The 14,284-nt window shown below is 48.3% G+C and carries 11 protein-coding genes; 3 read left to right on the top strand and 8 right to left on the bottom strand.

The annotated features are described in order from the left end of the window. Window positions 1-96 precede the first annotated feature (96 nt). Window positions 97-1,623 carry a sigma-54 interaction domain-containing protein gene (locus tag CF168_RS13315; protein ID WP_089068115.1) on the top strand — a complete coding sequence of 509 codons (1,527 nt, stop codon included), beginning with the start codon at window positions 97-99 and terminating at the stop codon, window positions 1,621-1,623. Between the two features lie 89 nt (window positions 1,624-1,712). Here CF168_RS13315 and CF168_RS13320 read toward each other — a convergent pair whose 3' ends face one another. Next, window positions 1,713-2,882 (bottom strand): porin, encoded by a 1,170-nt coding sequence (locus CF168_RS13320; protein WP_089068975.1) that lies wholly within the window; start codon window positions 2,880-2,882, stop codon window positions 1,713-1,715. A 249-nt stretch (window positions 2,883-3,131) separates the two neighbouring features. Beyond that, window positions 3,132-5,252 (bottom strand): DNA topoisomerase III, encoded by a 2,121-nt coding sequence (locus tag CF168_RS13325; protein ID WP_089068116.1) that lies wholly within the window; start codon window positions 5,250-5,252, stop codon window positions 3,132-3,134. Between the two features lie 198 nt (window positions 5,253-5,450). Here CF168_RS13325 and CF168_RS13330 point away from each other — a divergent pair, with 198 nt between their 5' ends. Further along, window positions 5,451-5,738 carry a hypothetical protein gene (locus tag CF168_RS13330; RefSeq protein WP_089068117.1) on the top strand — a complete coding sequence of 96 codons (288 nt, stop codon included), beginning with the start codon at window positions 5,451-5,453 and terminating at the stop codon, window positions 5,736-5,738. A 364-nt stretch (window positions 5,739-6,102) separates the two neighbouring features. Continuing rightward, window positions 6,103-7,587, top strand: coding sequence for an alanine/glycine:cation symporter family protein (locus CF168_RS13335; protein ID WP_089068118.1), 1,485 nt, complete (start codon window positions 6,103-6,105; stop codon window positions 7,585-7,587). Window positions 7,588-7,628: 41 nt separating this feature from the next. On the opposite strand, the gene CF168_RS13340 is transcribed toward CF168_RS13335, so the two are convergent. The 6 genes from CF168_RS13340 to truA form a co-directional block, all read right to left on the bottom strand. After that, window positions 7,629-8,857, bottom strand: a protein-coding gene (locus tag CF168_RS13340) for an IS3 family transposase (protein WP_089067141.1) whose coding sequence is annotated in 2 segments (ribosomal slippage) — window positions 7,629-8,506 and window positions 8,506-8,857 — 1,230 coding nt in all. Because the reading frame shifts where the segments join, the coding sequence is not laid out codon by codon here. 145 nt (window positions 8,858-9,002) lie between these two features. Further along, window positions 9,003-10,517 carry an amidophosphoribosyltransferase gene (gene purF / locus CF168_RS13345; protein ID WP_011716540.1) on the bottom strand — a complete coding sequence of 505 codons (1,515 nt, stop codon included), beginning with the start codon at window positions 10,515-10,517 and terminating at the stop codon, window positions 9,003-9,005. Between the two features lie 179 nt (window positions 10,518-10,696). After that, window positions 10,697-11,185, bottom strand: a complete 489-nt coding sequence (locus CF168_RS13350) for a CvpA family protein (protein ID WP_011716539.1) — start codon at window positions 11,183-11,185, stop codon at window positions 10,697-10,699. 110 nt (window positions 11,186-11,295) lie between these two features. Beyond that, window positions 11,296-12,123, bottom strand: coding sequence for a cell division protein DedD (dedD, locus tag CF168_RS13355; protein ID WP_089068119.1), 828 nt, complete (start codon window positions 12,121-12,123; stop codon window positions 11,296-11,298). Next, window positions 12,116-13,414, bottom strand: a complete 1,299-nt coding sequence (gene folC / locus CF168_RS13360) for a bifunctional tetrahydrofolate synthase/dihydrofolate synthase (RefSeq protein ID WP_089068120.1) — start codon at window positions 13,412-13,414, stop codon at window positions 12,116-12,118. The genes dedD and folC overlap by 8 nt, the downstream gene beginning before the upstream one ends. 52 nt (window positions 13,415-13,466) lie before the next feature. Next, complete coding sequence (gene truA, locus CF168_RS13365; RefSeq protein ID WP_011625793.1) at window positions 13,467-14,252, bottom strand: tRNA pseudouridine(38-40) synthase TruA; 786 nt, start codon at window positions 14,250-14,252, stop codon at window positions 13,467-13,469. Window positions 14,253-14,284 lie beyond the last annotated feature (32 nt).

Here is a 14,284-nt window from a genome sequence, read left to right on the forward strand (position 1 = left end):
AAGAGGTATTTATGTGGGGAACTTTGATTGCAGGCACAAAATCACGAAATATAAAGATCTACAATCACGATACTTAGTGATTAACTTGAAATATCAATGGAAAAACACTTCTATTACGAATCAACGCTAAGACTCTGTAGCAGTCTGCAACTCGAAAAATCTTTGCACAGTTACTTCGAGTTTATTCGGGATGAATTGCCTATAGATGGGCTATTTGTGAATATTTTTCGCAAACAATTTAATGATATACAGTTTATCGCCCATGTTGATGATACCCATTGCTGCACCTTGGATAAACGCATCCAAATTCCTCTGAAGATGGCACAATCGCTAGAGGATCCCGAGCGGCCAAGGGTTAGAATTGTTAATGACATAGAGCATGATCCTGTCACCTCTTTAGTCGCGCCTCAGGTCATTAAGGATATTCGTTCGGTAATTATTCTGCGGATGTCGATTGAGAATACCCACCTTGGGATAGTCGGCTTTTATGCCAAAACGACTGGAGTGTTTAGGCCCCGTCATGCTGACTTGATTGCACCACATATGCAAAACCTCGCGCTCATCACGGCACTGAATTTAAGGGATCGCAACTTACTCAAAGAGAATGAAGCGCTCTCCAAACAAAACGTCAGTCTACGCCGCACCTTAGATGTTCAAAATGGCGTGGTTGGCGCTAATTCTGGCCTGAAACAGGTGATGCAACAGGTGCAATCCATCGCCAAAATTAACACCACAGTGTTAATGCTTGGGGAAACGGGCTGCGGTAAGGAGGTTATCGCCAACGCCATTCACGAACTGTCGGAGCGCTCGGGTAAGCCTTTTATCAAGGTAAACTGTGGCGCTATTCCAGATACTTTGATTGACTCCGAGCTCTTTGGTTATGAAAAAGGTGCGTTTACTGGCGCCGATTCGCGCAAAATTGGCTACTTCGAGCAGGCCAACGGCGGCACCATTTTCTTAGATGAAATTGGGGAATTACCACTTTCAGCCCAAGTTCGGCTGCTTAGAGTACTGCAAAATAGCTGTATCACCCGCGTTGGCGGCCACGATGCGGTGCAGCTCGATATTCGTATTGTGGCCGCAACCCACAGAAATCTTCAGGCCATGGTGCACCGAGAAGTGTTTCGCGAAGATCTCTGGTATCGGCTGGCGATTTTCCCCATAGAGATCCCATCACTCAGACAAAGACGCACGGATATTCCTCTGTTAGTGCAACATTTTGTCGAGCAGCTGAGTGCCAAGTTCAATTTGCCACAGCTACCAAGAATTGCCCCAGAACAACTGAATATTCTCAACCAATATGATTGGCCAGGGAATGTGCGCGAACTCATTAATGTGCTCGAGCGCGCTATCATTCAGCACCCTGCGGGTCCGCTGGATTTTAGTTTTCTGGCGCCAAAAAGCCTCGAAGCCGTTAAAACCCCGTCCAATCAAACCGTGATTATCGATCCAAGTCATGCCAGCGATAAGCTGGTGCCACTGGAGGTGATGACCAAAAAATACATCAGCCATGCCTTAAGGATCACGGGCGGTAAACTCTATGGCCCAGGCGGCGCGGCCGAATTGCTGGATATCAATGCCAATACCCTGCGCAGTAAAATGAAGAAGTTAGGGATTGTGTAATGCATTGATAAGAAATGGATAGTCATGAAAAAGGCCACAATACTGTGGCCTTTGATGAATGCACTTTTTAGCGCACTCCCTCGTCAGACTTAGAAGAAATAACGAATACCAACGGCATAGTTATTATCTTGCAGATCTTCGTAGGCTTTATCGTCCATATCGCTGAAATCGATTTTGGCTTCGGCATACATGATGGTGTCGCGGCTATAGCGATAATGCAGGCCTAGCACGGCAAACTGACGCGTCCATTTGCCTTGGATAGCGGTGTTTTCATCGGTGTCCAAATCCTGATAAGTCAGCAATAGGCTAGGTACGAATCCGTTATCATAGTGGTAAGCGACAATAAATTCGGCGCCAGTTGAGTCGTAAAGCTCCCCACCTACCAACTCGTTTTGCTCACTCTTATGGGCGTTAAAACCCACATACAGGCCGTCGGCATCACGACCTGGCGCATATTGATAGAAGCTGCCGTATTGGGCACCGATACCGATGATTTGGTTGGTATTATCGACTTCTTTGCCCGCAAGATTGCCAGTGAAGTCACCACGGTTAAAGCCCGCTAACACCTTAAATTTATCGGTGAAATAGTAAGTCGCACTCGCGCCATAGCTAGGGTCGAAGCTCAGCTCCGAACCATCGTTTAAGGCGTTACCTAAATGATCATAGAGCGCCACATCACTATTTTGCTTAGAAGCGTATTGCACCGCGATATGCAGATTACCAAAGGTATTGCGGTATTGTAGCGCCGCATCGGCACGCCCCGCTCCGGTGAGACCACCATCACCGAAGGTATAAGCACCAACAGACCAACCCGTAAAGGCATTCAGCACGTCAGTGGTGTAAGCAACATCGTAATAAGCCCCCCACTGCTTACCAAAGGTGAGCGAGCCCCATTTGTCGTGCGACATGCCGACATAACCTAAACGGTTAAAGAGGAAATCTGAGGTTTTTGAAGCCGATAACTGGCCACCACCTTGGCCTTCGGTATAGATAAGGCCATCGTCACTGGTGACCATGTTAATGCCCCATTCTGTATGGGCAAAAGAGCGCCAGCCGTTTTTCTCTTGGCGGTCGAAACGGAATCCTACGCGGGAAAAGTTATCAATTACCGAAGTTTCGTGGCCATCGTTTAACGCCGCAAAGCCAAGCCAGCCCATCATATTGACGCTATTGGTTTGATCGTTATACAGCTCAACCGCCTGAGTGGTACCAGTCAATAGTACCGCGGGGATCATCACTGCAAGCAATTTCTTTTTCATATCATCTACACCTTTTAATTCAGCTAAACCATATATAATCATATGATTTAATTGGCTTATTATATTCTCCAGCCAACACACAGCAGTTTGCATGCCACGGCGCAGAAAATCTGAATTTCAGGGTGTTTTTTAGAAGTAGATCCGCCAATCACGAAATATCGTGATTGGCGGCAATTAAATATCGCGGAATATATTAAATATCGTTACTAGATCGCGAGCATTAGCGACAGTTTGATTACATTTGTGTCATCAAGCTTGGGCGGGTACTTTACTCGCTCGACGTCTAGGCGTAGTGGGCCTACCTGATGTCGAGGCCGTCGATTTAGCCGCGGTAGTTTTAGCGGCAGAACTTCCCACTGCCGCGTTTTTAGTGCCGGATTTTTTCCATCCAGCGCCTTTACCTCCAGCTTTTCGATAGCCGGACTTTTTAGTTGCTGCACGCTTAAAGCCCTGCCCTTTTAAGCCATTGAGGGCTGACGGTAATTGAGCGCCTGCATTTTCGATTAAGTTAGTTAGCGTCCCCAGCAGAGGCTGCATAAAGCCTTGATAAGACATTTCTTTATGACAGATGCCGTTTAGACTTGCCTCCCACAGCGCCGTCATATCGGGTGTCGTGGCGCTAAGGGGTAAGCTATTAATTAAGCCCTTGCCCACCTCAGTGGCCACAATCGACTTGCCCTGACGCTGAATAAAGCCCCGTTTAAACAGCAGTTCAATAATGCCTGCACGAGTCGCTTCTGTGCCTAAGCCATCGGTTTCCTTTAAAATTTTGCGGATCTCTGGGTCAGTCACATAACGGTTAATCCCCGTCATCGCACTCAGCAAGGTCGCATCGGTAAAGGCTTTGGGAGGTTGAGTTTGCTTCTCGACCAATTCACCTTGGCGACAATGAAGAACTTGCCCTAAGGTAAGAGGCGGTAACTGACCAAGATATTCCCCTTCCTCTGCGTCCTTGTCGCCTTGCGCAAAACTCGCTGCGGATGATGCATCCTTTCGTTCGCTCTCTTCTCTGGCAAACAGTTGTTTCCAACCGAGAGACTTATCCTGTTTTGCCTTGGTTTTAAAAAGGCCACCTTCGATCGTCACCTCGACCGCGGTTTCACTGTAGCAATAGGCGGAGTAAAACTGCGCCAGATACTGGCGAGCAATATGCAGATAAAGCTGCCTTTCCCGCTGGCTTAAACCAGCTAGATTGGGCTGTTTTTCCGTTGGAATAATGGCGTGGTGAGCATCGACTTTTTTATCATCCCACGCCTTAGATTTAAGCCGAGGATTGGGCGCCTCAGCGTGTGCGACTAACTCGGGCGCACCGCCCGTAATGGCCGCTAATACCCCACTTGCAAGCCCATGCTGCTCGGTGGGCAAATAACGACTGTCTGAGCGTGGATAAGTGATTAGTTTATGGCGCTCGTATAAGCTCTGGCAGGTATCGAGCACGTCCTTCGCGCTCATACCGAAGCGCTTGGCAGCATCGATTTGCAGCGCCGATAAACTATAGGGTAAAGGCGGATTCTGCTGCTTATCCTTAGTGCTTAACTGGGTCACTTTGGCGGGTTTATCGGTGATCCGCCGCACCACATTTTGCGCTAAGCCCTTAGCAAGCACGCGCCCTTCCTCATCCATATAGGGCAAGCAGGCTTCACTGGGTTGCCACTTAGCCGTGAAAGCCTGCTCTTTGTCGGTCACTAAGTGAGCCAGAACCTCATAAAATGGCTTAGATTGAAAATTTGCGATTTCCTCATCGCGGCGCACGATAAGCCCAAGCAGCGGGGTCTGTACTCGACCGACCGATAGTACGCCCTGATAGCCGACCTTTTTCCCTTGAATAGTGTAAGCCCGTGTCATATTCATGCCATAGAGCCAATCGGCGCGGCTTCGGGCAAGCGCCGAGGTCGACAAAGGAATAAACTCACGATTACTGCGAAGTTGCGACAAGGCACGCTTCACAGCCTGCGGGTTTAAGTCGCTAATAAGGAGTCGCTGCGTTTGCTGTAATTTATCGCCCGTCACGCCCAAATAGGCGATCACTTCATCAACCAATAACTGCCCTTCTCTGTCGGGATCGCCCGCATTCACTAGCCTATCGGCCTGCTTCACCAGCTTTTTAAGTACTGTGAGTTGGCTGCGGGTCGCGGCCTTAGGTTTAAGCTGCCACTTCTCTGGCACTATGGGTAAATGCTCAAACTTCCACGATTTAAACTCGGGATTATAGGCATCGGGCTCGGCCTGTTCGAGCAAGTGCCCCACACACCAAGACACACAGTTACCATTTGCGTCTTCGATAAACCCGTCACCTTTTTTGTGGGGTTTAGGCAGCACATCGGCGATTGCACGCCCAAGGCTTGGTTTTTCAGCAATATAGAGGATCATATCTACATTAAACACTGGATATAATTACAGTGTAATTTAGCCCAAAGCGGACAAGAGTGCAAACCGCCGTTTTACCTCGAGGGCCGATTTAACTCGCTCTGCGGTAACGAAACACTAAAGCTGTGTAAATTTAATTGAGAATAGTTCTCATCTAAACCTAAAATCCCTTGTATACGTTAAGAGGAATCGAGAAAACAAATGAATATACTGACCTTGCTAGGCCCTTCAATCCCAGCCTTTAAGCCAGCACTCGCCTTAAGATTCAATCAATTGGTGATCTTCCACAGCCTGTTATTATTGGCGTTAAGTCTGCTTTGTGAAATGGGGCTAAAAAGGCTTGGGCTTGAGACGCCTCTCCTTTCTTGGGGAGTTATTCTGTATTTGCCCGTGGCCGTGAGCCTGTCTTTGCTATTAAAACATAGTGTTAGCCGCCGCAGTCTGGCATGGCTATTCGGACTATGGATGCTGCTATGGCTGGTGATGTAAGCCTCGGTTTTTAAGCCTTGTATCGATACTCACACTAATATCTGCTTAATCAAAAACAAAGAGTGTCAAGCCAGACACTTTGCCTCACCTTTCTCCTACATCCCTACAGTCAAACGCAGCTCGAAACCTAACGAATTAACGCACCGCTAAATCCCCTATCAGTAATGCCACCAAATAAAGAACGTTAAATTATCAATTATTTAACAACTTTAGCTATGAAGCGGCTTAAAAAGCCGTTATGTTGAAGCTCTTGGGCGTGCACACACGTCTTAACCTTAGGCCAAATTGGCCGTTTAGTACCCAAACTTACAAGCAAATATCTTAAAAACTCTGCAAAAACAACAGAATATTGGAGTTGAATTATATGAATGAGATTGTTAATGCGGTCAACAATATCGTTTGGAGCCCCGCGCTCGTTTATCTTTGCCTCGGTGTAGGACTCTTTTTCTCCCTGCGCTCACGTTTCTTACAGTTACGCCATTTACCCGAAATGATCCGTTTAATGTTTGATGGTAAGAGCACTGATGCCGGTGTGTCTTCCTTCCAAGCCTTAGCCATGACCTTAGCGGGTCGTGTCGGAACCGGTAACATTGCCGGTGTCGCTACTGCGATTACTTTCGGCGGCCCGGGTGCATTGTTTTGGATGTGGATGGTGGCGTTTCTTGGCGCCAGCTCCGCATTCGTCGAATCCACCTTAGGCCAAGTCTACAAAGAAAAAATCAACGGTGAGTACCGCGGCGGCCCCGCCTTTTACATTGAAAAAGGCTTAGGCATGAAGTGGTACGCTTGGACATTTGCCATTGCGACCATTTTTGCCTGCGGGATTTTACTGCCAGGCGTGCAAGCTAACTCGATAGGTTCGAGCCTAAAAACCGCCTTCGATATCGACCCTAACGTCACCGCCGCTATCCTCGCTATGCTGTTAGGTTTCATTATCTTTGGTGGCGTGAAACGTATTGCCCACTTCGCCAGTACCGTAGTGCCCTTTATGGCACTGGGTTACATCATCGTCGCCTGCGTGATTATTGCCCTTAACATTGGTCAGCTGCCCGATATTATTATGTTGATCCTAAAAAGCGCCTTCGGACTCGATGCGGGCTTTGGTGCGATTCTCGGTCTTGCGATTATGTGGGGGGTAAAACGTGGTATTTACTCAAACGAAGCAGGCCAAGGTACTGGGCCGCACGCCTCTTCTGCCGCAGCCGTAAGTCATCCAGCCAAACAAGGTTTAGTGCAAGCCTTCTCAGTATATGTCGATACCCTGTTCGTCTGTTCAGCCACCGGTTTTATGTTGCTGATCACAGGCCTATATAATGTGCAAGGCCCAGATGGTGCCGCGCTTTATACTGGGATTGCGGGCGTCGCAGCAGGCCCAGGTTATGTGCAAACCGCAATGGAAAGCATGATGCCAGGCTTTGGTAATATGTTCGTTGCCGTCGCGCTGTTCTTCTTCGCCTTCACCACCATTGTGGCCTACTACTATATTGCCGAAACCAACATCGCCTATATCAATCGCAAGGCGAATCGTCCTTGGCTCACAGTGGTGCTAAAAGTGGTGCTGATGGCGTCAACTGTCTATGGCACAGTGAAAACCGCCGATTTAGCCTGGGGCATGGGTGACATTGGTGTGGGCCTAATGGCGTGGCTAAACATTATCGCCATTATTCTGCTGCAACGTATCGCCTTTACTTGCCTTAAGGATTATGAGTCGCAACAAAAACAAGGGGTTGAGCCGTTATTCGATCCTGAAAAGCTCGGTATTCCCCATGCAGACTATTGGGTTGAGCGCAAAAATGCGCAGGATGAGCTAGCGCAGAGTCAATCCAATGAGACTCCTAAAATATCTTAAGGATTGAAACTCTGTCTCGTCCTAAGATAGGTTGACAGTTTTTAGGCCAGCTCCAGTAGCTGGTCTTTTCTATTGTGCACCTGATTAGGGGAGTCCATATTCAAACTCAGATGCGGTCTCATATTGTTGTATATTGCTATCGATTCTCTAACAAGTATCTTCAGCTCCGCAAATGTCCTACATCGGTGCAGTAAAAACTCCTGCTTCAGTATGCCATTTACTCTTTCTGCTAATGCATTTTGGTAGCAATCATAACCATCCGTCATTGACGGCTGGATTTGGCTCGCCTGAAGCGCATTCTGATAAACGGCTGAGCAGTACTGTAAGCCTCTGTCTGAGTGATGCACCGCGTTGCCGATATAGCGCTTATCTTTGATGGCCATTTTTAACGCTTTCACCACACTCTCGGCTTTCATGTCTTTACTCACGTGATGACCGACTATTTTACGAGAACTGGCATCGGTGATCAGTGACAGGTAGTGCACACCTTGGTCTGACTCAAGATAGGTGATATCGCTGACCAGTACATGCCCTGCATCGTGCAGTCCCTCCTCTTTCAGCAGATTAGGATGCTTCTTCATCCAGTGTTTGCTGAACGTGGTTTTTGTGTAGCTTTTCTTCGGTTTAACCAGTAAACCTTCACTTCTCAAATAGGTAAAGAACCCATCTCGCCCGAGTTTAATATCGTGCTCAACCAGCTTGGATTTTATCAACGTGTAGAGCTTACGGGCCCCTAACCTTGGCATATATTTACGCCAGTACTGGACCCAGTCTTTGATAACCGATAGCTCAGCTCTACGACTTTCCATTCGAGCAACTGCCTGATAAATACCTTGCCTCGACATACCCGCAGCACGACATGCGGCAGCGAGGTTTATTTCTCCGTTGCCTTTTGCTTGCCAGACGTACCGGATAAGTACTTTTTTCTGAGGCCTGCTCCATATTCATTGTCCATGATATCAACCATGCCATTGAGGATTTGGTTACGCAGTTTCTCTTCTGCTAACTCACGTTCAAGGCGCTTGATCGTTTCGGCAGGTGTTTCTTTTGACTTAGTCATAAGGGGATGCTGAAAAGGTTTCGACCAATCAAGTCTACCATGTTTTCTAAGCCAGACGAGTACCGTTGAACGGCCTTGAATACCAAAATGGGCTTGGGCTTGTTTGTACGTCATTTCGCCTTTTTCAACACGCTCTACAACGCCTAATTTAAAGGCTAAGGTGTAATCTCGTTGTGTGCGCTTACGGCTTGAGTTAATTAATGTTGTCATAAAGAAATCCTCTTTATGTCAACGTATTTCAGGACGGGACACTCCTAATAAAAAAGCCAGTGATTAATCACTGGCTTTTTTGTTGTGCTTTTTAAGATGTGCCCGCTTACCGCAAAGCACACTCTTTTATCTTAAGAATTTCGTCTTATGGATGGCAAACGTTGTGTAACTCTAAGTTAGTGCCGATATCTTTATTACGGTCGGCTTTGGCATCGTCGTTACGTAACTGAGTTAAGTGGTCGAGGTAAGATTGGTCAACATCGTTAGTGATGTAGTGACCGTCGAACACTGAGGTTTCGAAACGTTTGATCTCTGGGTTTTCCATTCTCACCGCTTCAACCAGATCCGGCAGATTTTGGAAGATAATGCCATCGGCGCCAATCAGCTTAGCAATTTCATCGGCATCACGACCGTGGGCAATCAGCTCATTCGAGGTTGGCATATCGATACCATAAACGTTCGGGAAACGGATTTCCGGTGCCGCAGAGGCAAAGTACACTTTCTTCGCACCTGCTTCACGCGCCATCTCAATGATTTGCTCTGAGGTGGTACCACGCACGATAGAGTCATCCACTAACAGAACATTCTTACCTTTAAACTCAGTGTTGATGGCATTGAGTTTACGGCGTACCGATTTTTTACGCTCCTGTTGACCAGGCATAATAAAGGTACGGCCGATATAACGGTTCTTCACAAAACCTTGGCGGTAAGGTAAGTCCATGCAGCGGGCGATTTCTAATGCGATATCACATGAAGTTTCAGGAATCGGGATCACCACGTCGATATCATGGTCATACCATTCTTTTTTGATCTTTTCACCGAGCTTGGCACCCATATTCACGCGGCTGGCATAAACAGAGACGTTGTCGATAGTCGAATCAGGACGCGCAAAATACACGAATTCGAAGATACAAGGTGAGTAACTTGGCTCTTTGGCGCATTGGCGAGTGTAAAGCTGACCATCGAGAGAGATATAAATCGCTTCGCCTGGCGCCACATCGCGCATCACTTCAAAACCCACAGCATCAAGCGCCACGCTCTCAGAGGCCACCATGTACTCAGTACCGGTTGGAGTTTCGTGCTTACCTAATACCAGTGGACGAATACCGAAAGGATCGCGGAAGGCCACCAGACCTTGGCCGATAATCATGGCCACTACCGCATAGGCGCCACGGGCTTGCTCGTGCACTTTAGCGATAGTGTCGAACACTTCGTCAGGCGTCAGCATTAAGCTCGTGGTTTTTTGCAGTTCATCAGCCAGCAGGTTTAATAATACTTCGGAGTCGGATGTGGTGTTCACATGGCGACGCTTTTTGATCAGGCCTTCAGCTAATTCAACCGTGTTGGTTAAGTTACCGTTATGGGCTAATGAAATCCCAAATGGCGAGTTAACATAGAAAGGCTGCGCTTCTGACGCGCTGGAACTGCCTGCAGTAGGATAACGTACGTGGCCAATACCTGCATTGCCCTGTAGGCGCTGCATGTGTTTGACTTCAAATACATCTTTGACCAGACCATTGGCTTTACGTAGTCTGAAAGCACCACGATCAACGGTCACAATACCTGCCGCATCCTGACCTCTGTGCTGAAGCACGGTCAGTGCGTCATAAATGGTCTGATTAACCGATGATTGGCCAACTATTCCGACGATACCACACATGGGTAAGCTTCCTCATTGTAAGATGTTCTATGCCCTTTCATGTTGAAATATAAGTAAAAGACGAAGTAAATCTCCAGCCATAAGGCTTAAGTGCTTCATCTCAGTGTTGAGTCCGAACCTTAGGGGTCGGGCTCAACCTTACTTATCCTCCATCACTTAGGATAAATTTATTGTCTTTTTTATAGTTTGGGTACAAAGCTGGAGGTGTTTTCCAAATAGTGAAAGAACCATTGGATCACAACGCCAAATTCGGGCACTAGTACAGAGTCCTTCCACCATTGGGTGTTGGGTGAGCCTGTAAAAGCATCCATAAAAAACAGCAGCGCGCTGACGATCAGAGCGCCCCTAATGGCACCGAAACACAGACCTAAGAGTCTGTCAGTGCCTGATAATCCGGTTTTAACCACTAATTGCCCAATGATGTAATTGATGAGGGCGCCGAGTATTAAGGTGGTGATAAAAAGAATAGCAATGGAGACCCCATTGCGTAGCACCTCATCGTTCATTTGCGTGAGATAAACGGCGAGGTCTTGGTAAAATTGGCTGGCAACAAAGAAAGCCGCGAACCATACCACTAACGACATGGCTTCTTTGGCAAATCCGCGGATCAGACTGATAAGAGTCGATAACCCGATAACGAAGATGATAGCGTAATCAATCCAAACCATTGAGATGGCTTTCCAGCATAGGCTTTAAGACGGCGCGATTCTACCAGAGACTGAAACGATTCTCACCCCTAGCGAGGTAAATAAATTATTTCAGCCCCTGCTGAATAGCATTAAGATTCCAAGGGATTAAAAGGCACAATTCGGCCTTTCAAACGGGTTAGACTTTCAATTTCTTCCTGCATTTTCTTGAGCTTAGCTTCGGAAACATCCGGCCCCACAAACACTTTCGTCAATACGCCATCCTTAGGCGTGTCTGGAATTGTGTACGCCTTGTAACCACTTTTACGTAACTGCGCCACCAGCGCTTTTACGTTGGCGGCATTGCTAAATGCGCCTAGTTGCAGGGTAAGTCCAGGTTTTAATGAATCGCGGCTCACCACTTTAATGCCATCGTCTTTGGCAGGTTTTGCAGATTCTGTTTTCGCGGTTTCGACTTTAGGTTTGTCCGCTTTCGCCACCACGGTTGGCTTGGTTTCAGGCTTTTTGGTCTCAGTTTTAGTTGGAGCTGGCTTTGGCGTCTCTTTCTTCGGCTCGGCCTTAGCGGTCTCGGTTTTCACCGGCTCTTTCACTTCAGGTTTGGTTTCTGCTTTTGCCGTCTGTGGTTTGGCTTGCTCCTTCACAGCTTCCGCTTTAGGCTCGACTTTTGCCGCAGGCGTGTCTTTGACGTCGTCAGCATTGACCGCCTGCGCTAACGCCGCCTCATCATTCGGCGAGGCCTCTTCGGGTAAGGCACCTTCGCCATCCACATCCTGAGTGGACAACACCTCAAACATATCATCGGCGTTTTGCTGCGCTATCGCGGCAGGACGCAGGGGAATTTCGGCAAATTGTTCCTCTTGGCGGTCCTTCTTGCCATCTAAAATATCCGGCAGAAAAATCACTCCGAGGGCGACCAGCACCACAGTGCCGACTAATCGATTATGAAACTGGCTAGACAAAACGGTTATCCTGCTTAAAGAGAGACTTAAAACCTGCCACAGTGTAAAAGGAGCCAAACACAATTACCACATCATCGGGCTGAATTTGCGCTTTTAATGCCGTCCATGCCGCGGCGATATCGTCAAACTCATGGGCCTTAGTGTCTTGTGCTAAGGTTTGGCGCAGCAGGCTTGCATTCGCGCCGCGCTCACCCTGTAAACTCACTAAGTACCAAGTATCGATTAAGGGCGAAACCACAGGCAATACGCCTGCAATGTCCTTATCCTTTAGCATGCCACACAGGGCAAACACTCGCTTCCCCGTCACCATTGGCGAGAGCTGCTTGACTAAAAAGCGCGCCGCATGGGGATTGTGCGCCACATCGAGTAAAATCAGCGGCTGTTCGTTAACTTGCTCTAAACGCCCAGTTAAGCGCGCGCTGCTGATGCCTTTGGCAATGATATCGGCGGCAATATTCGGCCAGCCATGTTCAACAATCGCAATCACAGTCGCAGCGTTCGGTAATGGCAGTGTCGGCAAACTCAGCTGCTTAAGGGTCAATACTTGGCCTTGGTAATCCCACGTCTGGCCATCTTGCTGGTAACTAAACTCCTCGCCCACACGATAGAGCTTGGCACCAACATCTTGGGCGACATCATTGACCGTATGGGGTAAGTTCGGCTCACCAACAATCGCGGGGCGACCTTGGCGAAAAATGCCAGCCTTTTCACGGCCGACCAGCTCGCGGGTATTGCCCAAATACGCCTCGTGGTCTAAATCGACGGACGTCACCACGCTGATATCGGCATCAATCATATTGGTGGCATCCAAACGGCCGCCAAGACCGACTTCTAAGATCACCACATCCAACTTGGCCGCTTTAAACAGGATCAAGCCAGCCAAGGTGGCATATTCGAAGAAAGTCAGCGAAATCTCACCGCGCGCAGCCTCAATCTGTTCAAAGGCCGCCACAAAGGCTTCATCACTGGCATCTTGACCGTTAATGCGCACCCTTTCATTATATTTGAGCATATGGGGCGAGCTGTAAACTCCCACCGTCAGCCCTGATAAACGCAGGATGTTTTCGAGCATGGCGCAGGTGGTGCCTTTGCCATTGGTGCCCCCTACTGTGACCACTTTACTGGGGCCGAGATCCAATAAATGCAGGCGCGCGGCAACCTTTGACACCCTCGTTAATCCCATATCGATTTCGGTTGGGTGAATCGATAATAAATAATCAAGCCATTGTGCCAATGGTGCATTCGCACTCGGCACAGTTAAGGCTGTCTGTTCAGTCGGGGCTGTGGTCATCTGTTCTTTCCTTCCTTCGATACGCGCTTCACTTACATCGGCAAAGCGGCGATTAATCCAGCATAAACAATGGCCCTAAAGCCAACTTAGGCAGTTGATACTGCTCGGGATATGTCACATCGACTAAATAGAGCCCATTGGGTTTGGCGGTGGCCGCCGCTTGATTGCGATCTTTAAGCGCCAGCAAATCCGCCATCCAAGTCAATGGTTGGTTGCCTAGGCCAATTTCCAGCAGGGAGCCGACAATGTTTCGCACCATATGGTGCAAGAAGGCGTTGGCAGAAATATCGACAATCACATACATGCCCTGACGGGTCACTTTAACGCTGTGCACATTGCGAAATGGGGTTTTCGATTGGCATTGAATCGCGCGAAAACTGGTAAAGTCTTGTTCACCGAGCAGCGCCTGTGCCGCAACATGCATTTTATCGGCGTCGATATCACCGTGGTAATGGCTCACGCCGTGACGCAGGATCCCGGGGCGAAAATTATGATTGTAAATCACATAGCGATAACGTCTGGCCGTGGCTGAAAAGCGGGCATGGAAACTGTCATCCACCTCTTTTGCCCAACGAACGGCGATATTGTCGGGCAAATTGGCATTCACCCCTAAGGTCCACGCGCCTTCGTTACGTATGGCATTTGTCTCGAAATGCACCACCTGCCCCGTTGCATGAACGCCGGCATCAGTTCGTCCCGCACAGAACAAGCTGATGGGTTCGTTGGCCACCTTAGATAAGGCTTGTTCTAATTGCCCTTGTACTGAATCGACTTCGGCCTGACGTTGCCAACCGAAATAACCACTGCCGTCATATTCAATACCTAATGCAATCCGCATCCACACATCCTCACAGTTAATTTAGCGGCGCA

It is taken from the genome of Shewanella bicestrii, assembly GCF_002216875.1.
GTDB lineage: Bacteria > Pseudomonadota > Gammaproteobacteria > Enterobacterales > Shewanellaceae > Shewanella > Shewanella seohaensis.